The sequence below is a fragment of the Rhodobacter lacus genome (genome assembly GCF_042683065.1).
Taxonomy (GTDB): Bacteria; Pseudomonadota; Alphaproteobacteria; order Rhodobacterales; family Rhodobacteraceae; genus Rhodobacter; species Rhodobacter lacus.
On sequence record NZ_JBHUIX010000013.1, the window covers coordinates 333,912 to 354,581 of the forward strand.

A 20,670-nucleotide genomic window follows, 5' to 3' on the forward strand; every position below is an offset into this window, starting at 1 on the left:
TTGAACCGCGCGCGACGTCAGGCTAGAGAAAGCCAGGTTTACCAAGGAGGCGGGCATGAGCGTGGCATGGGTGTTCCCCGGTCAGGGGGCGCAGACGATCGGGATGGGCAAGGCGCTCGCCGAGGCTTACCCGGCGGCGAAGGCGGTGTTCGACGAGGTCGACGATGCGCTGGGCGAAAAACTCTCCACCCTGATCTGGGAGGGCGAGATTGCCGATCTGACGCTGACGGCAAATGCCCAACCGGCGCTGATGGCGACCTCGATGGCGGTGGTGAAGGCGCTGGCTGCCGAGGGCTTTGCGGTCACCGGTGCGGATTACGTGGCGGGGCACTCGCTTGGCGAATATTCCGCGCTTTGCGCGGCGGGGGCGTTGAGCCTTTCGGATACGGCGCGGCTGCTGCGCATTCGCGGTGCGGCGATGCAATCGGCGGTGCCGGTGGGCGTGGGCGCGATGGCGGCGCTGCTCGGGCTTGATTTTGCGGCTGCCGCCGAAGTGGCTGCCGAGGCCGCCGAGGGTGAGATCTGTCAGGCGGCGAATGACAACGACCCCGGGCAGGTGGTGGTTTCGGGCCACAAGGCGGCGGTTGAACGCGCCGTCGAGATTGCCAAGGGGCGGGGCGCGAAACGCGCGGTGATGCTGCCGGTTTCGGCACCGTTTCACTGCGCGCTGATGCAGCCCGCCGCCGACCGGATGGCGCAGGCGCTGGCGGATGTGGCGATCTCGGCGCCGATCGTGCCGGTGGTGGCGAATGTGCGGGCCGAGGCGGTGTCGAGCCCCGATCTGATCCGCGACCTGCTCGTGGCGCAGGTGACGGGTTCGGTGCGCTGGCGCGAGTCGGTGCTGTGGATGGCGGCGCAGGGCGTGACCGAAACCTGGGAGATTGGCGCGGGCAAGGCGCTTTCGGGCATGGTGAAGCGGATCGCCAAGGAGACCGTGCAGAAGGCCGTGGGCACGCCCGCCGATATTGCGGCCCTGAAAGGCTGAGACCACGCGCGCAGAGGCAGAACGGGGCCGGGGGCATCTGCCTGCCGGCCCTTTTTCTGATCGGCGTGCCGCATGGCCGGCGTGGAGATCCGCGCCTTTTTGTGCTATGATCGGCGCCTCAACGGTCTTGAACGGGGAGGATGTCATGACGTTGAAAACGATGACGGTCAATATCACCGGCAATTGGGCCACCCATGGCACGCAACACGGCTGGTCCGGCCCGGTTTCCGGCGCCTGGAAAGGGGCTCTTGTGCTCAAGGGCAGCGGCACGAGCATGATGCAGTTCACCGAGGGCAATGTGGCGCGCAAACGCTCCGGCACATGGTCGTTCGATGGCACGCATTTCTCGATCATCGACGCTTTGGGCACGGTCTGGAAAGCCACCGTTTCGCCGGACGGCAGGCATATGCAGGGCAACTATCAGGCGGGCGACCAGAACGCCTGGGGCGGGAGCTGGGGCGCCGAGAAGATCTGACCCGACACGCTTTGCCCCCGGGGGCGGCGCGGGTGCGCCGCTTTCGGGGGCGGCATGCTGCCGGGTTGGCAAAACGGGTCCGCTCGGCTAAGGGTCGGCAGGATTTAGCTGGAGGCCCAGATGTTCGACTTGACCGGAAAAACTGCTTTGGTGACGGGTGCCTCGGGGGGCATTGGCGGGGAGATCGCCAGGGCGCTGCATGGCGCGGGCGCGAAGGTCGCGCTGTCCGGCACGCGGGTCGAGCCGCTTGAGGCGCTGGCCGCCGAGCTGGGCGCGGGGGCCTTTGTGTGCCCCGCAAACCTCTCTGACCCCGACTCGGTCGAGGCGCTGCCGAAAGCGGCGGCCGCGGCGATGGGCGGGCTCGATATTCTCGTCAACAATGCCGGCATCACCCGCGACAACCTGTTCATGCGGATGTCGGATGCGGAATGGCAGTCGGTGATCGACGTCAACCTCACCTCGTCGTTTCGGCTGATGCGCGGCGTGCTGCGCGGCATGATGAAGGCGCGCTGGGGCCGGATCGTCACCATCACCTCGGTGGTGGGCCAGACCGGCAATCCGGGGCAGGGCAACTATGCCGCCGCCAAGGCGGGGCTCGTCGGCATGTCGAAATCGCTCGCCTATGAGGTGGCGAGCCGCGGCATCACCGTGAACTGCGTGGCGCCGGGCTTCATCGCCACGGCGATGACCGACAAGCTCAATGACGAGCAGAAGAACAAGATTTTGGGCCAGATCCCGGCGGGGCGGATGGGCGCGCCCGAAGAGATCGCGGCGGCGGTGCTTTACCTTGCGTCGCCCGAGGCGGGCTATGTCACCGGCACGACGCTCAGCGTCAACGGTGGCATGGCGATGATCTGAGCGCGGTGTGACGCATTGCCCCTGTCGCAGCGGCATCGGAGCGAGCGAAACGGCTTGCCTTGCGGCGGGAACATGATAAGAGCGGCGAGGACGGGACGGGGGCTTCCCCCGGCTCGCGGCGGCCCTGAGGGACAGGGCGAAGAAGCCGCTCGCACGAGCACTGAAGGGATGGGCCGAGGCGCCCCCGAACTGAGGAAGAAACATGAGCGACATCGCGGATCGCGTGAAAAAGATCGTCGTGGAACATCTGGGTGTGGAAGAGGACAAGGTCACCGAGACCGCTTCCTTCATCGACGATCTGGGCGCGGACAGCCTTGACACCGTGGAACTGGTGATGGCTTTCGAAGAAGAGTTCGGTATCGAAATTCCGGACGATGCGGCCGAAACCATTCAGACCTTCGGCGATGCGGTGAAGTTCATCACCGAAGCCGCCTGAGCGGAAAAATAGAGAATTCATGGAACGGCGCCCCCTCGGGCGCCGTTTTCCTTTGCACAAGCGGCCTGCGGGCCGAGACGAAACTGCAAAGGAGATGACGATGACCGTCAATGTTCAAAGCCTCAGAAACATGTCGAAACCGGCGGCGCTTTCGGTCGACCTGCAGGGGCTCGAACCCAATGCGCGCAAGGTCTCGATCGAGCTGCTCAATGCCTGTCTGGCGGATGAGATCGCGCTCGCTCTGGCGCTGAAACAGGCGCATTGGAGCGTCAGGGGGCCGAATTTCATCGCTGTGCACGAACTCCTCGATCAGGTTCACGGGCGTGTGCAGGCGCAGATCGACACCCTCGCGGAGCGGGTGCAGATCCTCGACGGGATGGCGCTTGGCACGCTTGAGGCGGTGACGAAATTCTCCGAGCTGCAACCCTATCCGCTCGATCTGACCGCGGCGGAGGCGCATATTTCGGAGCTTTCCGAGCGGATGCGCCAGCTCGGCGCGAAGCTGCGCCGGGGCATCGAGGCGACCGAGAAGGCGGGCGATGCCGACACCGCCGACGTGCTCACCGCCGCCTCGCGGCAGATGGACAAGGACCTTTGGTTCCTGCACGCTCACCTCGAATGATCGGGGAGAGCCTGGCTCAGGCGGCGCCCTTCGGGGCGCCGTTTTCGTATGGAGGGGGATGATGCGGGTCTTTGTGGGGGTGATGCTTGCCGAGGCGCTTTGGGAGGGGGTGGCGGAGCTGCAGGCGCAGCTTGGCTGTGGCCGCCCGGTGGACGAGGAGAACCTGCATCTGACGCTTGCGTTTCTGGGCGATCTGGAGCGGCCTGCATTAGAGGCCGTGCATGAGGAGTTGGAGGCGCTGCGTTTTGCGCCGTTTGAGATTGCACTGGCGGGGCTCGATACTTATGGCGCGCCGGATCGGGTTGAAACGCTCGTGCTGAACGCGCGGCCAAGCCCGGCGCTGGAGGCGCTGCAGGCGAAGGTTGCGCAAGCGGTGCGGCGCGCGGGGGTGGTGCTTGAGCGGCGCCGGTTCCGCCCGCATGTGACAATTGCACGGTTTGGCAAGAGCTTCGGCCCCGGTGCGGCGGCGAAGCTGGGCGCGCTGATGCAGGCGCGCGGCGATGTGGTGTTGCCGGGCTGGCGGGTGGAGCGTTTCGCGCTTCTGGCCTCGCATCTGAGCCGGGAGGGCGCGCGTTACGAGGTGCTGGCGGACTATCCCGAACCTTGAAAAGGCAGGGCGAAAGCCCGCCTGCGGCGGTGCATGGCGTTGCACGGGGGAAAGGGCGCGTGTAGAAGGCCGGGGACGAAACTTATCAAAGGGGTCCGCGCATGCGTCGGGTTGTCGTTACGGGTCTGGGGATGGTCACGCCGCTGGCTTGCGGGGTGGAGGAAACCTGGTCTCGGCTTCTGGCCGGGCAATCGGGGGCGGGGCCGATCACCCGCTTTGACGCCTCTGCCGTGACGACGAAATATGCCTGCGAAGTGCCGCGGGGCGACGGCTCTGACGGCACCTTCAACCCCGATCACTGGATGGAGCCGAAAGAGCAGCGCAAGGTTGACGAGTTCATCCTTTACGCGATGGCGGCGGCAACGCAAGCGGTGAAGGACTCGGGCTGGGAGCCGCAAGACCTTGAGGCGCGCGAGCGCACCGGGGTGATGATCGGCTCCGGCATTGGCGGGCTGCAGACGATTGCGGAAAACGCGATCCTGATCAAGGAGAAGGGGCCGCGGCGGGTGTCGCCCTTCTTCATTCCGGCCTCGCTGATCAACCTCGCCTCGGGGCAGGTTTCGATCCGCTTTGGCTTTAAGGGGCCGAACCATTCGGTGGTGACGGCCTGTGCCACGGGGGCGCATGCGATTGGTGATGCGGCGCGGCTGATCATGCTTGGCGATGCCGATGTGATGGTGGCGGGCGGCGCGGAAAGCCCGATCTCGGAAATCGGGATCGCCGGGTTCAACGCCTGCAAGGCGCTGTCGACGAAGCGCGCAGATGACCCGCAAAGCGCCTCGCGGCCCTGGGACGAGGACCGGGACGGGTTTGTCATGGGCGAGGGCGCGGGCGTGGTCGTGCTGGAAGAATACGAGCACGCCAAGGCGCGCGGCGCGAAGATCTATGCCGAGGTGCTGGGCTATGGGCTCTCGGGCGATGCCTATCACATCACCGCGCCCGCGGAAGATGGCGATGGCGGGCTGCGGGCGATGAAGGCGGCGATTGCGCGCGCGGGCATCACCCCGGCCGATATTGATTACATCAACGCGCATGGCACCTCGACCATGGCCGACACGATCGAACTGAAAGCGGTGGAGCGGCTTTTGGGCGATGCGGCGGCGCACGCCACGATGTCTTCGACAAAATCGGCGATCGGGCACTTGCTTGGGGCGGCCGGTGCGGTGGAGGCGGTCTTCTGCATCCTCGCGATCCGCGATCAGGTGGCCCCGCCGACGCTGAACCTTGACACCCCCGCCGGCGCGCCGGTGATCGACCTTGCGCCGAAGCAAGCCCGCAAGCGCAAGATCGACGTTGCGATGTCGAACAGCTTTGGCTTTGGCGGCACCAATGCCTCGGTGATCCTTGGCAAGGTGCGCGACTGATGCTCTGGCGCAATGTGGTCTCCAATTTTCTGACGCTGGCGATCTTGCTTATGGTCGTGCTCGCCGGACTGGTGACCTGGGCGAAGAGCAGCTATGAAAACCCCGGCCCGCTTGCGGAAGGCATTTGCCTGCGCGTGGCGCCGGGGGCAAAATTTCGCGACATTTCGGAGGAGTTGCGCGCGAAGGGGGCGATTTCGTCGGCCTATATCTTCCGCGCGGGTGCCGATTATGCGGATAAGGCCGACAAGCTGAAGGTCGGCTCCTATCTGATCAAGCCCTATGCGCCGATGGAGGGGATCGTCGAGCAGATCACCGTTGGCGGCCCCTCGACCTGCGGCACCGAGCTGAACTACCGCATCGGCGTGAACGGTCAGCAGATGATCTTGCGCGAGATCGACCCGGCAACGGGGCAATATGTCGAGGCGGCGAAGTTCGACCCGAAGGCCGAGGCCGCGCCCGAGGGCTTTGACGCGGAGGTGGCGAAGGCGGACACCCGGCTGCGCGTGACGCTTGCCGAAGGGGCGACGAGCTGGCAGGTGGTCGAGGCGCTGAAGGCCGCCGATTTTCTGACCGGCGAGGTGAAGGAGATCCCGGCGGAGGGCACGCTCTCGCCCGACAGCTACGAGATCAAGCGCGGCGCGAAACGTGCCGACCTTCTGGCCGATATGGCGGCGCGGCAGGCGATTGCGCTGGCGACCGCCTGGGAGAGCCGGGCCGAGGGGCTGCCTTACAAGACCCCCGAGGAGGCGCTGGTGATGGCCTCGATCGTCGAGAAGGAGACCGGCGTGGCGGCGGAACGCCCGGCGGTGGCAAGCGTGTTTCTCAACCGGATCGCGCGCGGCATGAAGCTGCAAACCGACCCGACGGTGATTTATGGCGTGACCAAGGGGCAGGGCGCGCTGGGCCGGGGCCTGCGCCAGTCCGAGCTGCGCAAGGCGACGCCCTACAACACCTATGTGATCGACGGGCTGCCGCCGACGCCGATTTGCAACCCCGGCACGGCCGCGATCGAAGCGGCGCTGCACCCGGAAGCGACCGACTATCTCTATTTCGTCGCTGATGGCACGGGCGGGCATGTGTTTGCCGAAACGCTGGAGGCCCATAACGCCAATGTGGCACGCTGGCGCGCGCTTGAAACCCAAGGTTCAGGCAACTGATCGCACAGGAAAATTCTCAAAAACCCCGGCCCTGTCCGGGGTTTTTGCGGAGCGGCGCGCGCAACCCTGGATTTAGCGCTTGACATTGCGCACGCTCTTTGGTAGAAAGATTGCATGCTAGGAGAGGTGGGCAAGCGCCGCGGGTTACCCGTGTGCGCTTTTTTCATTTCGTGCGTCGTCTTGGCACGCGTGCGGATGGCATGACGGGCGGATCAGCGAACATATGAAAACCGGAGAAACGGGTGGACTGGATCCTCCGGCCGATGTGCTGGCGGAAACGGAGGCGCTTTATCGTGAGATCGCGGCCGAACTGGCGGCGGCGATGGCGGGGCTGCGCGCAAGGGCCGGCTCGGCCAAGGCGGACAGTGCAGATGTCAAGGCCGCCGCGCAGGCCGTGAAGGATTTGCGCGCGGCCTTCCAGATGGTGATGGAGGAACGGGGACGTGTCGAAAAACTCCGCAAGCAGGCTTCCGGGGCGCTTGAGGGACAGGCCCTCGACCTCGATGCGGCCCGTGCTGAGATCGGGCGCCGCCTGGCTCGCCTGCGCGACGCCCGATGAGGTGGATACGTTTTTGAGCGGGCTCAGCGAGGGGGCGCTGCTCGCGCTGCCCTGGCTGTTCGAGTTTTGGGCGCTGCCGCATCAACTGCCCCCGCTGGGGGATTGGAAAAGCTGGGTGATCCTGGGCGGGCGCGGGGCGGGCAAGACCCGCGCGGGCGCGGAATGGGTGCGGGCGGTGGTGGAGGGCGCCACGCCCGAGGCGCCGGGGCAGGCACGCCGCATTGCGCTTTTGGGGGAGACCTATGATCAGGTGCGCGAGGTGATGGTGTTTGGCGAAAGCGGCCTCCTCGCCTGTGCGCCCCCCGATCGCCGCCCGGTCTGGGAGGCGACGCGGCGCCGTCTCGTCTGGCCGAACGGGGCGACGGCGCAGGCGTTTTCGGCGCAGGAGCCGGAGGCTTTGCGGGGGCCGCAATTCGATGCGGCCTGGGTCGATGAGCTGGCCAAATGGAAGCGCGCCGAGGCGGCGTGGGACATGCTTCAATTCGCGCTGCGGCTGGGCGATCATCCGCAGCAGGTGATCACGACCACGCCACGCAATGTGGGCGTGCTGAAGGCGATTTTGAACAACCCGTCCAGCGTGGTGACCCATGCGCCAACAGAGGCCAACCGCGCCTATCTTGCGCAGAGTTTTCTCGAGGAAGTGGCGGCGCGCTATGGCGGCACACGGCTCGGGCGACAGGAGCTTGAGGGCGTGCTTCTCGACGATGTCGAGGGCGCGCTCTGGAGCACCGCCGCGCTGGAAGCGCTGCGCATCGACACCGCCCCGACGATGGACCGCATCGTCGTCGCACTTGACCCGGCGGTGAGCGCGGGCGGGGATGAGTGCGGCATCATCGTGGCGGGCGCGGTGACGCGCGGCCCGGTGCAGGACTGGCGCGCCTATGTGCTTGAAGATGCGACAGTGCGGGGCCGCCCCACCGATTGGGCGCGCGCGGGCGTTGCGGCGATGGCGCGCTGGGGCGCGGAGCGGCTCGTGGCGGAGGTGAACCAGGGCGGTGATCTGATCGAGAGCGTGCTGCGCCAGATCGACCCGCTGATCCCGTTCAGGAGCCTGCGGGCGAGCCGCGCAAAATCTGTGCGCGCCGAACCCGTTGCCGCGCTTTACGAACAGGGAAGGGTGCAGCATCTGCGCGCCGCCCGTTTGGGCGCGCTTGAAGATCAGATGTGCCGCATGACGGTGGCGGGCTACACCGGCCCCGGCTCGCCCGACCGGCTTGATGCACTGGTCTGGGCGCTGACCGAGTTGATGATCGCGCCCGCCGCGCAGTGGCGCCGCCCGCAGGTGCGCGGGCTCTGAGGCCCCCCTTCATCTTGCCTGAAATATCCCACGGGGGTGCGGGGGTGTGAAACCCCCGCCGCTGCCCTCGATCTTCTTGCTGCGGGGGCGGTGTGGTCCGCCCCTTTGTTTTCGCGCGGCCAAGGGCTGCGAGAAGGAGACCGCAATGGCATGGACGTTCTTTCGCAAACACGGCGCCCCGGTGCCCCCCGAGCGCAAGGCCTCGGTCACGGGGCGGATCGTGGCGATGGCCTCGGGGGCGGGGCGGCCGGTCTGGGGGGCGCGCGATACTGCAAGCCTCACCCGCGCGGGCTTCACCGGCAATCCGGTCGGTTTTCGTGCGGTGAAGCTGATTGCCGAGGCGGGCGCGGCGGTGCCGCTGATCTGCGCCGACAGCGCGCGCCGCTATGAGGCCCATCCGGTGCTTGATCTGATCCGCCGCCCCAATGCCGGGCAGGGCCGGGCGGAGCTGTTCGAGGCGCTTTTGGGGCAGATCCTGCTCTCGGGCAACGGTTATCTGGAGGCGGTGACACTGGCACCGGGGCTGCCGCAGGAGATCCATGTTCTGCGGGCCGACCGCATCACCGTGGTGCCCGGCGCGGATGGCTGGCCGGTGGCCTATGATTACGCGGTGGCCGGGCGCAAGCACCGGTTTGACATGACCGGGCACCCCGATCCGATCTGCCATATCAAGAGCTTCCATCCGAGCGATGACCATTATGGCCTTTCCCCCATGCAGGCGGCGGCGGTGGCGGTGGATGTGCATAATGCCGCGAGCGGCTGGTCGAAAGCGCTTTTGGACAATGCCGCGCGCCCCTCTGGCGCGATCATCTACAAGGGGGCAGACGGGCAGGGGGCGTTGAGCCCCGAGCAATATGACCGGCTCGTGTTCGAGATGGAGAGCCACCATCAGGGCGCGCGCAATGCCGGGCGGCCGATGCTGCTGGAGGGCGGGCTCGACTGGAAGCCGATGGGCTTTTCCCCCTCCGACATGGAGTTTCATGAGACGAAGGCCGCTGCGGCGCGCGAGATTGCCGTGGCCTTTGGCGTGCCGCCGATGCTTTTGGGCATTCCGGGCGATGCGACCTATGCCAATTATGCAGAGGCGAACCGGGCCTTTTACCGGCTGACCGTGCTGCCGCTTCTGACCCGTGTTGCGGCGGCGCTGGCGTGGTGGCTCTCGGGGTTTTTCGGCGCGCCGATCGAGCTGCGCCCCGACCTTGACCAGATCCCGGCGCTGGCGGGCGAGCGCGACCAGCTTTGGGCGCGCATCGGCGGCGCTGACTTCCTGAACGATGCCGAAAAGCGCGCTCTGCTCGGTCTGCCCGCGGTGGCGGACCGCTGAGGATGGCGACGGGCGGGTCGCGGTTTTTGAAAGAGCCGTTCGAGGTGCATGAACAGCGCTTCGAGGCGACGGAGCGGATCATGGAGCTGCAATTTCGTCAGGTGGACCAGCGGCTCGAGCGGATCGAGGCGCTGATCGAGCGGTTTGAAAAGCGGCTGTGGATGACGGTTTACGGCGTTGTTGCGGTGATCCTGACGCAGGCGGTGCTGGGGATTGCCGATCATATCCCGAAATGAGGTGAGAGGATGCGCGAAGGCGGGCGGCTGGAACTGAAGTTTTGCACCGGCGCTTTGCCGGTGCAGGTGGGCGAGGGGCTGGCGCTGGAGGGCTATGCGAGCCTCTTTGGCGCGCCCGATCAGGGCGGGGATTGCGTGCAGCCGGGGGCCTATGCACGCGCGCTTGAGCGACTGAAGGCGTGCGGGGGCTCGGTCAAAATGCTCTGGCAGCACGACCCGGCCGAGCCGATTGGCGTTTGGGAGGAGATCTTTGAAGATGCGCGCGGCCTTTACGTCAAGGGGCGGCTCCTGGCCGAGGTGGCGCGGGCGCGCGAGGCGGCGGCGCTGATTGCGGCGGGGGCGATCGACGGGCTGTCGATCGGCTATCGCACGATTGCGGCGGAACGCGACAGCAAGGGGCGCCGCCAGCTTTTGGAACTGGAGCTTTGGGAGGTCTCGCTCGTGACCTTTCCGATGCTGCGCGAGGCGCGGGTGGCGGCCAAGGGCGGGCGCCCGGAGGCAGAGGCGTGGCGCGCGCTGGCGGCGGCGCTGCGGGGCGCCCGTCAAGAGATGGCGGCGCGCTTTTCGCCCGCCTAAGACCAAAGAGGACAAGCATGAGCACTGACCCAACGGCCCGTTCCGGGCCGCCCGAACGTGATGACCCGGTGGCAGAGGCGCAAGCGGCGCTCGCCGGGTTCCTGAAGGAAGTCAAAGGCTTTCAGGATGACATGAGGACCAGGATGCAGACCCAGGAGGAGCGTATCACGATGCTCAAGACGAGATCTTTTGCCGGGCGCCATGCGCTTGCCACCACGGCCGCCGAAGAGGCGCCCCATCAGAAGGCCTTTGCCGCCTATCTGCGCTCTGGCGATGATGACGGGCTGCGCGGGCTGGCGCTGGAGGGCAAGGCGCTCACCACCGCCGTGGCCGCCGAGGGGGGGTATCTGGTCGATCCGCAAACCTCCGAGACGATCCGCGGCGTGCTGCGGGCCACCGCCTCGATCCGCCAGATCGCCAATGTGGTGAATGTGGATGCGACCTCGTTTGACGTGCTCGTGGACCATACCGAAATGGGCTCGGGCTGGGCGACGGAAACCGCGAGCCTGAGCGAGACGGCGACGCCGCAGATCGACCGGATCTCGATTCCGCTCCATGAGCTGTCGGCGCTGCCCAAGGCGAGCCAGCGGCTGCTGGATGACACCGCGTTCGACATTGAAAGCTGGCTGGCGCATCGCATCGCCGACAAATTCGCCCGCGCCGAGGCGACGGCCTTTGTGTCCGGCAACGGGGTGGACAAGCCCACCGGCTTTTTGACCCATCCCAAGGGGGCCAATGCGAGCTGGGCCTGGGGCAGCCTTGGCTATGTGGCGACCGGGGCGGATGGCGATTTTGCGGCGGTCAATGCGGCGGATGCGGTGGTGGACCTTGTCTATGCGCTCGGCGCTGAATACCGCGCCAACGCGACCTTCGTGATGAACTCCAAAACCGCGGGCGCGGTGCGCAAGATGAAGGATGCCGATGGCCGGTTTTTGTGGTCGGATGGCCTTGCGGCGGGGGAGCCCGCGCGGCTGATGGGCTATCCGGTGCTGATTGCCGAGGACATGCCCGACATCGCCGCGGGCGCCTATGCGGTCGCCTTTGGCGATTTTGCCAATGGCTACACGATCGCGGAGCGCCCGGACCTGCGGGTGCTGCGCGACCCGTTCTCGGCCAAACCGCATGTGCTGTTTTACGCCTCCAAGCGCGTGGGCGGCGATGTGAGCGACTTCGCCGCGATCAAGCTTTTGAAGTTCGCTGCCTCCTGACGCTTTGGGAGAGGGCGGGCCGGGGCGGTGTGGCCCCGGCCCGAGGGGCGCTGCGACAGGGAGGGTGTGATGCTCAATGAAGTGACGGCGGTGCCGGATGCGGCGCTGCCGCTGGCCGAATTTCGCGATCATCTGCGGCTCGGGACCGGTTTTTCGGACACCGGCGCCGAGGATGTGGCGCTGAGCGCCTATTTGCGCGCGGCGCTTGCGGCCATTGAGGGGCGCACGGCGAAAGCGCTGATGGCGCGCGATTTTATGCTGTCGCTGACGGAATGGCGCTGGGGCGACATGCAGACCCTGCCGATTGCGCCGGTGCGCGCCGTGGCGGCGCTTCGGCTGATTGACGGCGCGGGCGGAGAAGTCATTGCCCCGGCAAGTGGCTGGCGGCTCGTGGCGGATATGGCGCGCCCGCGGCTTGAGGCGCGCGGGGCGGCGCTTCCTGCGATCCCGACCGGTGGGCGGGTCGAGATCGACTTCACCGCCGGGTTTGGCCCGGCTTGGGCAGACTTGCCGGTGGACCTTGCGCAGGCGGTGTTTTTGCTCGCCGCGCAATATTACGAGTTTCGCCATGATGGCGCGGGCGAGGGCGGTGCGCTGCCCTTTGGCGTGAGCGCGCTGATTGAGCGCTGGCGCACCGTGCGCATGCTTGGAGGGCGGGGATGAGCGGCGTGCGGCTCAACCGCCCGCTGGTGCTGGAGGAGGCCACACGGGAAAGCGATGGCGCAGGCGGCGTCACGCTGGAGTGGCGCCCGCTTGGCACGCTTTGGGCCGAGGTGACGGCGGGCACCGGCGCGGCGCGGGAGGGCGAGGCGATCACGCTCGCCTCGGTGCCCTGGCGGATTGTGGTGCGCGCGGCCCCCGTGGGCAGCCCGCGCCGCCCGCGCCCTGAGCAGCGCTTTCGCGAGGGCGGGCGGATCTTTCGCATCCTCGCCATCGCCGAGCGCGATCCGGGCGCGCATTACCTGACCTGTTTTGCCCGTGAGGAGGTGGTGGCATGAGTTACGCAGCGGCCGGGGCGCTGCAGGCGGCGCTCTATCAGCACTTGCTGGCCGATGTGGCGCTGGGCGCGCTGGTGGGCCCGGCGATTTACGATGCGATGCCGCCCGGGCCGGTGAGCGGCACTTATGTGAGCCTTGGCCCCGAGGAGGTTGTGGATGCCTCGGACCAGAGCGGTGCCGGGGCGCGCCATGACGTGGTGATTTCGGTGATCACCGATGCGGCGGGCTTTGCGGGCGCAAAGGCGGTGGCGGCGGCGATTTCAGATGCGCTGGAGGGCGCGCGCCTCACGCTCGCGCGCGGGCATCTGGTCGGGCTGTGGTTTGTGCGCGCCCGTGCGCGGCGGGTGGAAAAGGCCGATGCGCGGCGCATCGACCTGACCTTTCGTGCCCGTGTCGAGGCGTGAAGAGTGCGGCGCAAGCCTTTGGCGTGAAGTCAGAATTCAAACATGCGGAGACAGGATATGGCGGCGCAGAACGGCAAGGATCTTCTGATCAAGCTCGACCTCACCGGGTCCGGGCAATTTGAGACCATCGCGGGGCTGCGCGCCACGCGCATCAGCTTCAATGCCGAGACGGTCGATGTGACCTCGCTCGAAAGCGCGGGGGGCTGGCGCGAGCTTCTGGCGGGGGCGGGTGTGCGCTCGGCGAGCCTTTCGGGGGCGGGCGTGTTCAAGGATGCGGGCACCGATGAGCGCGCGCGGCAGATCTTTTTTGACGGCGAGCGGCCGGATTTTCAGGTGATCATCCCCGATTTCGGCGTGGTGGAGGGGCCGTTCATGATCACCTCGATCGATTATGCGGGCAACCATAATGGCGAGGCGACTTACGAGATGGCGATGGCCTCGGCGGGCGCGCTGAGCTTCACGGCGCTGTGAGATGGTGAACCCTTTGGCGGGGGAGGTTGCTGTGGTGCTCGATGGCGTGCCGCGGGTGGCCAAGCTGACGCTTGGTGCCTTGGCGGAGCTGGAGGCGGAGCTTGGCGCCGAGAGCCTTCTGGACCTTGTGCGCCGTTTTGAGGCTGGCGCGTTTTCGAGCCGCGATGTTCTGGCGCTGATTGTGGCGGGGCTGCGCGGTGGCGGTTGGGAGGGGGGCGCGAGAGATCTGCTCCGCGCCGAGATTGGCGGCGGGCCGGTGGCGGCGGCGCGGATTGCCGCGGAGCTGTTGGCGCGCGCTTTCGCGCCCCCCGAGGGCGGCTGAGATGGCCGCCGCGCTCGATTGGGCGGGGCTGATGCGCGCGGGGATTGGCGGGCTGAAGCTGCGGCCTGCGGAGTTCTGGGCGCTCACGCCCGCCGAACTGGCGCTGCTGCTGGGGGTGGGCACGGCTCCCACGCCGATGAGCCGCGCCACGCTTGCGGCGCTTTCACGCCGCTGGCCGGACCGGGCAGCACAAGAGACGGGAGAGACAGATGGCGCAAGATGACGGGCTTGAGGGCCTGAGCCTGGAGGCGGAGGCGCTTGAGCGCAGCCTTGGCGGGGCGGAGCTTGTGGCGGCCAGCTTCAGCGCAGAGCTGGAGCGGATGCGCGAGAGCCTCACCTATACCGGGCGCGAGGTGAACACGCTCTCCACCAGCTTCGGGCGCAGCCTGCGGCGCGCGTTTGACGGTGTGGTGCTCGATGGCGTGAAGCTCTCGGATGCGCTCGAGCAGATGGCCGAGAGCTTCTCGCGCGCGGCCTATGGCGTGGCGCTGCGCCCGGTGCAAGACGCGGTTGGCGGGGCGCTCGCATCCGGGCTCAATGGGCTTTTGGGGGGCGTGTTCGGCTTTGCCAAGGGGGGCGCTTTCAGCGCCGGGCAGGTGCTGCCGTTTGCCAAGGGGGGCATCGTTTCTGCCCCCACCACCTTTGCGCTGCGCGGCGCCACCGGGGTGATGGGCGAGGCAGGCCCAGAGGCGATTATGCCGCTTGCGCGCGGCGCTGACGGGCGGCTTGGCCTGCGCGCGCCGGGGGGGCGGGCGATCAATGTGGTGATGCATGTCTCCACCCCCGATGCGGCGGGGTTTGCGCGCTCTTCGGGCCAGATCGCGCAGCAGATCAACCGCGCGCTTGCGCGGGGCGCACGCAACGCCTGAGGGTTCGGGAGGGATCATGGCTTTTCACGAAGTTCGCTTTCCCGCCAATCTGAGCTTTGGCTCGGTGGGCGGGCCGGAGCGGCGCACCGAGATTGTGACGCTTGCCAACGGGTTCGAGGAGCGCAACAGCCCCTGGGCCCATGCGCGGCGCCGCTATGATGCCGGGGTCGGGCTGCGCGCGCTTGATGACGTGGGCGCGCTGATTGCGTTTTTTGAGGCGCGCGGCGGCCAGCTCCATGCCTTTCGCTGGAAGGATTGGGCGGATTACAAAAGCTGTGCGGCCTCGGGCACGCCCGATTACGAGGATCAGTTTCTCGGCACGGGGGACGGGAGGACGCGCAGCTTTGCCCTGCGCAAGCTCTATGCCTCGGGTGGCGTGGCGTATTATCGCCCGATCACAAAGCCTGTTGAGGGCACGGTGGTGGCCGGGATTCAGGGCGACCATCAGGCCGAGGCGGTAAATTTTTCTGTTGATTTCAAAAGCGGTTATGTGACGTTTTTTGAGCCCCCGGCGGAGGGCGCGCGGATCACCGCGGGCTTTGAGTTCGATGTGCCGGTGCGCTTTGACACGGACCGGATCGCGGTCTCGGTGCAGTCCTTTCAGGCCGGGGATCTGCCGCAGGTGCCGGTGGTCGAGGTGCGGGTCTGATGGCCTATCCAGAGGATCTGAAGGCGCATCTGGCAAGCGGCACCACCACGCTTGCGCGGGCCTGGCGAGTGGTGCGGCGCGATGGCGTGGCGCTTGGCTTCACCGATCATGATTGCGCGCTGAGCTTTGAGGGGCTGGGCTTTGCGCCCGAAAGCGGGATGACGGCGCGGGCGCTTTTGCAGGCGACCGGTCTTTCTGTCGATAATACAGAAGGTTACGGCGCTCTGCGCGCGGAAGCGATCACCGAGGCGGATCTGCTTGCCGGGCGCTATGACGGCGCGGAGGTGACGATCTGGCTGGTGAACTGGGCCGATGTGAGCCAGCGCGCGGTGCTGTTTCGCGGCGATATCGGCGAGGTGACGCGCGGTGCGGGGGCGTTTACGGCGGAATTGCGCGGGCTCAGCGCCCCGCTCGGGCTGGAGCAGGGGCGGGTGTATCATCCGCGCTGCGCGGCGGTGCTGGGGGATCGACATTGCCGGTTCAACCTCAACCGCGACGGCTATGGGCTCACCACCACCGTGGCCGGGGTTGAGGGCGATGCGGTGCGGATTGCGCATGGCCAGGGCTTTGAGGATCGCTGGTTCGAGAAAGGGCGAATGGTGGTGCAATCGGGCGCGGCGGCGGGCCTTGTCGGAGTGGTGAAAAACGACCGGCTGCGCGCGGATGGGGCGCGCCTTGTCGAGCCTTGGGCGGGCTTTGGCGCGCCGCTTGAGGTGGGCGATGCACTCCGCCTTGAGCCGGGCTGCGACAAGCGCGCCGAGACCTGCCGGTTGAAGTTTGACAACATCGCCAATTTTCGCGGCTTTCCGCATATTCCGGGGGAGGATTGGCTGGTCTCCTATCCGGTTGAAAGCGGCACCAATGACGGCGGGAGCCTGTTTCGATGAGCGGCGAGATCGGGGAGCGTGCGCTGGCGGAGGCGCGGCGCTGGATCGGCACGCCTTACCTGCATCAGGGCGCAAGCTTCGGCGCGGGGGCGGATTGCCTTGGCCTTCTGCGCGGGGTCTGGCGCGCGCTTTACGGCGCCGAGCCCGCGCCCGTGCCGCCCTATAGTGCGGATTGGTCCGAGCCGGGGCACGATGAGGCACTGTGGCGGGCGGCCTGCGAACACCTGATTGCGCTGCCGGGGCCACAGGGCCACGCGCCCGAGGCGCCGGGCGAGGTGCTCCTGTTTCGGATGCGCGCGGGCGGGGTCGCCAAGCATTTGGGCATTGCGGGCGCGGTCGGGGCACGTGCGAGCTTTGTGCATGCCTATAGCGGGCATGGCGTGGTGGAGAGCCCGCTCTCGCGCCCGTGGCAGCGCCGGATCGTGGCGCGGTTTTGGTTTCCGAAGGAGCCGAGGTGAATGGCGACACTGGTTCTTGGCGCGGCGGGGGCCGCGATTGGTGCGGGCTTTGGCGGCTCTGTGCTCGGGCTTTCGGGGGCGGTGATCGGGCGTGCGGTGGGCGCAACGCTTGGGCGCGCGATTGATCAGCGCCTCTTGGGCCAGGGCTCGCAAAGCGTGGAGACCGGGCGGGTGGAGCGGCTGCGCCTCGCCTCGGCCTCCGAGGGCGAGGCAGTGGGTCGGCTCTGGGGGCGGATGCGCGTGGCGGGGCAGGTGATCTGGGCGACGCGGTTTTTTGAGACAAAGGCGGTGCAGAAAAGCGGCAAGGGCGCGCCCTCGGCCACCACCACGAGCTATTCCTATTCGGTCAGCCTTGCGCTGGCGCTGTGCGAGGGGGAGATTTTGCGCGTGGGGCGGATTTGGGCCGATGGCACCGAGATCGCGCGCGATCGCCTGAACCTGCGGGTTTATCACGGCAGCGAGGATCAGCTGGCCGACCCGAAGATTGCTGCGGTGGAAGGGGAGGCGCCCGCCTATCGCGGCATCGCCTATGTGGTGATCGAGGATCTTGAGCTCTCGCCCTATGGCAACCGGGTGCCGCAGTTCTCGTTTGAGGTGGTGCGCGCGGCGCAGGGGGAAGCCCTTGAGGCGGCGCCGGATCTTGCGGCGGGGGTGCGGGCCGTGGCGCTCATTCCCGGCACCGGCGAATATGCGCTGGCAACGACGCCGGTTTATCTGGAAGGGGACGCGGGCGAGACGGTTGCGGTGAACCAGAATGCGCCCGGAGGCGGGACGGATTTTGCACTGTCTCTGGAGCGGCTTGAGGAGGAGTTGCCCGCCTGTGCGGCGGTCTCGCTCGTGGTGTGCTGGTTTGGCTCGGATCTGCGCTGCGCGTCTTGTGCGGTGGTGCCCAAGGTGACGGCGGCGGATGTCGAGGGCGCCAATATGCCGTGGCGCGTGGCCGGGCAGACGCGGGCGAGCGCGGCACTTGTGCCGCGCGATGGGGACGCGCGTTCGATCTATGGCGGCACGCCTGCGGATGCGGCGGTGCTTGAGGCGATTGCCGCGCTCAAAGCCGCGGGCAAGGCGGTGACCTTTTACCCGTTCATCTTGATGGATCAGGTGGCGGGGAATGGCCTGTTTGACCCCTGGAGCGAGGCCGCAGACCAGCCCGCGTTGCCGTGGCGGGGGCGGATCACGCTTGATGTGGCGCCGGGCCGCGATGGCTCGCCCGATGGCACCGCGGAGGCCGCAACTCAGGTGGCGGCGTTTTTCGGCGCTGCGCAGGCGAGCGATTTTGCCGTTGTGGACGGCGAAGTGGTCTATTCCGGCCCCGAAGACTGGGGGATGCGCCGCTTCATCCTGCATTACGCGCATTTGTGCGCGCTTGCGGGCGGGGTGGAAGCCTTTTGCATCGGCACCGAGATGGTGGCGCTGACGCAGATCCGCGGCCCTGCCAACAGCTTTCCGGCAGTAGCGGAATTCATCGCCCTCGCCAGTGAGGTGCGCGCGGTGCTGGGCCCGGATTGCAAGCTTGGCTATGCGGCGGATTGGTCTGAATATTCGGGCTATGCGCCGGGGAACGGGGATCGCTTTTTTCACCTCGATCCGCTTTGGGCAGATGCCAATATCGACTTTGTCGGGATCGACAATTACCTGCCGCTGTCGGATTGGCGCGACGGCGAAGACCATCTCGATGCGGGCTGGGGCGCGATTTACAATCTCGACTATCTGCAAGCGAATATCGAGGGCGGCGAGTATTACGACTGGTATTACGCCGCGCCCGAGCACCGCGCGGCGCAGATCCGCACGCCGATTACGGATGGCGATCATGGCGAGCCATGGATCTGGCGGGCGAAGGATCTCCGCAGCTTTTGGGAACAGGAGCATTTCGAGCGTGTGGGGGGCGTGCGCGCCTCTGCGCCGACGGCGTGGCAGCCGCGCTCAAAGCCGATCTGGTTTACCGAGATGGGCTGTGCGGCTGTGGATAAGGGCACGAACCAGCCCAACAAGTTTCTTGACCCGAAAAGCTCGGAATCGGCTTTGCCGTGGTTTTCAGACGGGCGACGCGATGAGCTGATCCAGATGCAGTATCTGCGCGCGATGCTCGACTATTGGCAGGGCGCGCGCAATCCGGTGTCTGACGTCTATGGCGGGCAGATGCTGGATCTGGGGCGCGCGCATGTCTGGGCGTGGGATGCCCGGCCCTGGCCACAGTTTCCGGCCTTGCGCGCGCTTTGGAGCGACGGAGACAATTATGCGCGCGGGCACTGGATCTCGGGGCGTGCGGTGGCGCAGCCGCTCGCCAATGTGGTGCGGGAGATCTGCGCTAGCGCCGGGGTGCGCGCGGTCGATACGCGCGGGCTTTATGGGCTCGTGCGCGGCTTCACCATGAGCGGCGGGCAGACCGGGCGGGCGGGGCTGCAGGCGCTGATGCTTGGGTGCAGTTTCGAGGCGCTGGAGCGGGGCGGGGCGCTGGTGTTTCAGACCCGTGATGGCCGGATCGCGGCGCGGCTCGACCCGGCCACTTTGGCGCTGGGCGAAAGTGAGGCGGCGGTGGAAACGCGCCGGGCTGCGAGCGCGGAAATTGCCGGGCGGGTGCGGCTTGCCTATGTGAGTGCGGAGGGCGACTTTGAAGCCGCTGCCGTGGAGGCGGTGTTCCCCGATGAGGCGGGCGGCGCTGCGGCGGGGCAGGAGTTGCCGCTTGCGCTCGACCGGGCGCAGGCGCAGGGGTTGGTCGAGCGTTGGCTCGCGGAGGCGCGGGTGGCACGCGATGGCGTTTGCTTTGCGCTGCCGCCCTCGCTCGGCGATCTGGGCGCGGGCGATGTGGTGGCGCTGGATCTGCCCGAGGGCGCGCGGCGCTACCGTATTGACCGGGTTGAACAGGGCGAGTTTGCGCAGGTGGAGGCGGTGCGGGTCGAGCCCGGGCTCTACCGCCCCGCCGATGAGGTCGAAGACCCGCCCCGGCTTGCCGCCTTTGCCGCGCCGGTGCCGGTGACGCCGGTGTTCCTCGATTTGCCGCTGATGCGTGGCGATGAAGACCCCTATGCGCCGCATCTGGCCGTTTCTGCCGTGCCATGGCCGGGAACGGTGGCGGTCTGGTCTTCGGATGAAGACGCGGGCTACAGCCTCAACGCGACATTGGCCGGGCGCGCGGTGATCGGGCGCACGCTCTCGCCCTTGGTGCGCGCAAGGCCGGGGCTTTGGGACCGGGGGGCGCCGCTTCGGCTGCGGCTTGCCACGGGGGCGCTTGAGGCGGTGCACGAAAAGCGGGTGCTCAATGGCGCGAATCTGATGGCCATCGGCGATGGCAGTGCCGAGAACTGGGAGTTGATCCAGTTTGCAACGGCGGTTGCCGTGCCCGACGCGCCGCGGGTTTGGGAGATCAGCCTGCGGCTGCGCGGCCAGTTGGGCAGCGATGCGCTGATGCCTGCGTTCTGGCCGGTGGGGAGCCGGGTGGTGCTGCTCGATGCGGCGCCCGAACAGATTTTGCTGGCGCCCGCCGCACGCGGGCTCGCGCGGCATTACCGCATCGGCGCGGCGGCGCGGCCCTATGATGACCCGTCCTTCGTGCCCCGTGTCGAGGCATTTTCCGGCGTGGGGTTGCGCCCGCTCAGCCCCTGCCATCTGCGCGCGGCGGCGCTCGGGGCGGGCTGGGCGCTGACCTGGCTGCGCCGGAGCCGGGTCGATGCCGACAGCTGGGCGGGCCATGACGTGCCGCTGGGGGAGAGCGAGGAGCTTTACCGGGTGCGCGTGCTTGAGGGCGGTGCGCTGCGCCGGGAGGCCTTTGTGCGCACATCCGCGTGGAATTATTCGGCGCAGATGCGGGGTGACGACGGGATCACGGGGCCTTTTGTCGTCACGGTTGCGCAGGTTTCCGACATTTTCGGACCGGGGCTGGCCGCAGAGATCGCGCTGGGCGGATAGCC

General features: G+C 67.4%; 25 protein-coding genes. All 25 read left to right on the forward strand.

Features of this window, described 5'->3' with window-relative positions:
- The first annotated feature begins 55 nt into the window (after positions 1 to 55).
- The 25 genes from fabD (at position 56) to ACFSM0_RS13885 (ending at position 20,668) form a co-directional block, all read left to right on the forward strand.
- On the forward strand, positions 56 to 985 hold the full coding sequence (gene fabD, locus ACFSM0_RS13765; protein WP_377391430.1) for an ACP S-malonyltransferase: 930 nt from the start codon (positions 56 to 58) through the stop codon (positions 983 to 985).
- 145 nt (positions 986 to 1,130) lie between these two features.
- On the forward strand, positions 1,131 to 1,460 hold the full coding sequence (locus tag ACFSM0_RS13770) for a hypothetical protein (protein WP_377391433.1): 330 nt from the start codon (positions 1,131 to 1,133) through the stop codon (positions 1,458 to 1,460).
- 120 nt (positions 1,461 to 1,580) lie between these two features.
- Positions 1,581 to 2,318, forward strand: a complete 738-nt coding sequence (gene fabG / locus ACFSM0_RS13775; protein WP_377391436.1) for a 3-oxoacyl-[acyl-carrier-protein] reductase — start codon at positions 1,581 to 1,583, stop codon at positions 2,316 to 2,318.
- A 202-nt stretch (positions 2,319 to 2,520) separates the two neighbouring features.
- Positions 2,521 to 2,754: an acyl carrier protein gene (locus ACFSM0_RS13780; RefSeq protein ID WP_013067402.1), complete on the forward strand. Its 234-nt coding sequence runs from the start codon at positions 2,521 to 2,523 to the stop codon at positions 2,752 to 2,754.
- Between the two features lie 100 nt (positions 2,755 to 2,854).
- Entirely contained in the window at positions 2,855 to 3,376 is a 522-nt protein-coding gene (gene dps, locus ACFSM0_RS13785) for a DNA starvation/stationary phase protection protein Dps (protein WP_377391439.1), read from the forward strand.
- Between the two features lie 61 nt (positions 3,377 to 3,437).
- On the forward strand, positions 3,438 to 3,983 hold the full coding sequence (gene thpR / locus ACFSM0_RS13790; protein ID WP_377391442.1) for an RNA 2',3'-cyclic phosphodiesterase: 546 nt from the start codon (positions 3,438 to 3,440) through the stop codon (positions 3,981 to 3,983).
- Positions 3,984 to 4,084: 101 nt separating this feature from the next.
- Positions 4,085 to 5,347 carry a beta-ketoacyl-ACP synthase II gene (gene fabF / locus ACFSM0_RS13795; protein WP_377391445.1) on the forward strand — a complete coding sequence of 421 codons (1,263 nt, stop codon included), beginning with the start codon at positions 4,085 to 4,087 and terminating at the stop codon, positions 5,345 to 5,347.
- Positions 5,347 to 6,504: an endolytic transglycosylase MltG gene (gene mltG / locus ACFSM0_RS13800; protein ID WP_377391448.1), complete on the forward strand. Its 1,158-nt coding sequence runs from the start codon at positions 5,347 to 5,349 to the stop codon at positions 6,502 to 6,504. Before fabF ends, mltG begins: the two co-directional genes overlap by 1 nt.
- A gap of 223 nt (positions 6,505 to 6,727) precedes the next feature.
- Positions 6,728 to 7,063: a hypothetical protein gene (locus ACFSM0_RS13805; protein WP_377391451.1), complete on the forward strand. Its 336-nt coding sequence runs from the start codon at positions 6,728 to 6,730 to the stop codon at positions 7,061 to 7,063.
- Positions 7,008 to 8,360 carry a DNA-packaging protein gene (locus tag ACFSM0_RS13810; RefSeq protein ID WP_377391454.1) on the forward strand — a complete coding sequence of 451 codons (1,353 nt, stop codon included), beginning with the start codon at positions 7,008 to 7,010 and terminating at the stop codon, positions 8,358 to 8,360. Before ACFSM0_RS13805 ends, ACFSM0_RS13810 begins: the two co-directional genes overlap by 56 nt.
- Positions 8,361 to 8,505: 145 nt before the next feature.
- Positions 8,506 to 9,684, forward strand: a complete 1,179-nt coding sequence (locus ACFSM0_RS13815) for a phage portal protein (RefSeq protein WP_377391457.1) — start codon at positions 8,506 to 8,508, stop codon at positions 9,682 to 9,684.
- A gap of 2 nt (positions 9,685 to 9,686) precedes the next feature.
- Positions 9,687 to 9,920 (forward strand): GTA head formation protein, RCAP_rcc01685 family, encoded by a 234-nt coding sequence (locus tag ACFSM0_RS13820; protein WP_377391460.1) that lies wholly within the window; start codon positions 9,687 to 9,689, stop codon positions 9,918 to 9,920.
- Between the two features lie 9 nt (positions 9,921 to 9,929).
- Positions 9,930 to 10,496, forward strand: a complete 567-nt coding sequence (locus ACFSM0_RS13825; RefSeq protein WP_377391463.1) for an HK97 family phage prohead protease — start codon at positions 9,930 to 9,932, stop codon at positions 10,494 to 10,496.
- Positions 10,497 to 10,513: 17 nt separating this feature from the next.
- Positions 10,514 to 11,704: a phage major capsid protein gene (locus ACFSM0_RS13830; protein WP_377391466.1), complete on the forward strand. Its 1,191-nt coding sequence runs from the start codon at positions 10,514 to 10,516 to the stop codon at positions 11,702 to 11,704.
- 66 nt (positions 11,705 to 11,770) lie between these two features.
- Positions 11,771 to 12,367: a head-tail connector protein gene (locus tag ACFSM0_RS13835; RefSeq protein ID WP_377391470.1), complete on the forward strand. Its 597-nt coding sequence runs from the start codon at positions 11,771 to 11,773 to the stop codon at positions 12,365 to 12,367.
- On the forward strand, positions 12,364 to 12,702 hold the full coding sequence (locus ACFSM0_RS13840; protein ID WP_377391473.1) for a head-tail adaptor protein: 339 nt from the start codon (positions 12,364 to 12,366) through the stop codon (positions 12,700 to 12,702). Before ACFSM0_RS13835 ends, ACFSM0_RS13840 begins: the two co-directional genes overlap by 4 nt.
- On the forward strand, positions 12,699 to 13,106 hold the full coding sequence (locus ACFSM0_RS13845) for a DUF3168 domain-containing protein (RefSeq protein ID WP_377391476.1): 408 nt from the start codon (positions 12,699 to 12,701) through the stop codon (positions 13,104 to 13,106). The genes ACFSM0_RS13840 and ACFSM0_RS13845 overlap by 4 nt, the downstream gene beginning before the upstream one ends.
- A 57-nt stretch (positions 13,107 to 13,163) precedes the next feature.
- On the forward strand, positions 13,164 to 13,577 hold the full coding sequence (locus tag ACFSM0_RS13850; RefSeq protein WP_377392476.1) for a phage major tail protein, TP901-1 family: 414 nt from the start codon (positions 13,164 to 13,166) through the stop codon (positions 13,575 to 13,577).
- A gap of 1 nt (position 13,578) precedes the next feature.
- Positions 13,579 to 13,899: a gene transfer agent family protein gene (locus ACFSM0_RS13855; protein WP_377391479.1), complete on the forward strand. Its 321-nt coding sequence runs from the start codon at positions 13,579 to 13,581 to the stop codon at positions 13,897 to 13,899.
- Between the two features lies 1 nt (position 13,900).
- Positions 13,901 to 14,122, forward strand: coding sequence for a rcc01693 family protein (locus tag ACFSM0_RS13860; protein WP_377391482.1), 222 nt, complete (start codon positions 13,901 to 13,903; stop codon positions 14,120 to 14,122).
- Positions 14,109 to 14,768 (forward strand): phage tail tape measure protein, encoded by a 660-nt coding sequence (locus tag ACFSM0_RS13865; RefSeq protein WP_377391485.1) that lies wholly within the window; start codon positions 14,109 to 14,111, stop codon positions 14,766 to 14,768. Before ACFSM0_RS13860 ends, ACFSM0_RS13865 begins: the two co-directional genes overlap by 14 nt.
- A gap of 16 nt (positions 14,769 to 14,784) precedes the next feature.
- Positions 14,785 to 15,417 (forward strand): phage distal tail protein, Rcc01695 family, encoded by a 633-nt coding sequence (locus ACFSM0_RS13870; RefSeq protein ID WP_377391488.1) that lies wholly within the window; start codon positions 14,785 to 14,787, stop codon positions 15,415 to 15,417.
- The gene (locus ACFSM0_RS13875) at positions 15,417 to 16,304 is read left to right on the forward strand and encodes a DUF2163 domain-containing protein (RefSeq protein ID WP_377391491.1); all 888 of its coding nucleotides are present in this window, start codon (positions 15,417 to 15,419) and stop codon (positions 16,302 to 16,304) included. Before ACFSM0_RS13870 ends, ACFSM0_RS13875 begins: the two co-directional genes overlap by 1 nt.
- Positions 16,301 to 16,762: a C40 family peptidase gene (locus tag ACFSM0_RS13880; RefSeq protein ID WP_377391494.1), complete on the forward strand. Its 462-nt coding sequence runs from the start codon at positions 16,301 to 16,303 to the stop codon at positions 16,760 to 16,762. The genes ACFSM0_RS13875 and ACFSM0_RS13880 overlap by 4 nt, the downstream gene beginning before the upstream one ends.
- The gene (locus ACFSM0_RS13885; protein WP_377391497.1) at positions 16,763 to 20,668 is read left to right on the forward strand and encodes a baseplate multidomain protein megatron; all 3,906 of its coding nucleotides are present in this window, start codon (positions 16,763 to 16,765) and stop codon (positions 20,666 to 20,668) included.
- The last annotated feature ends 2 nt before the right edge of the window (positions 20,669 to 20,670 follow it).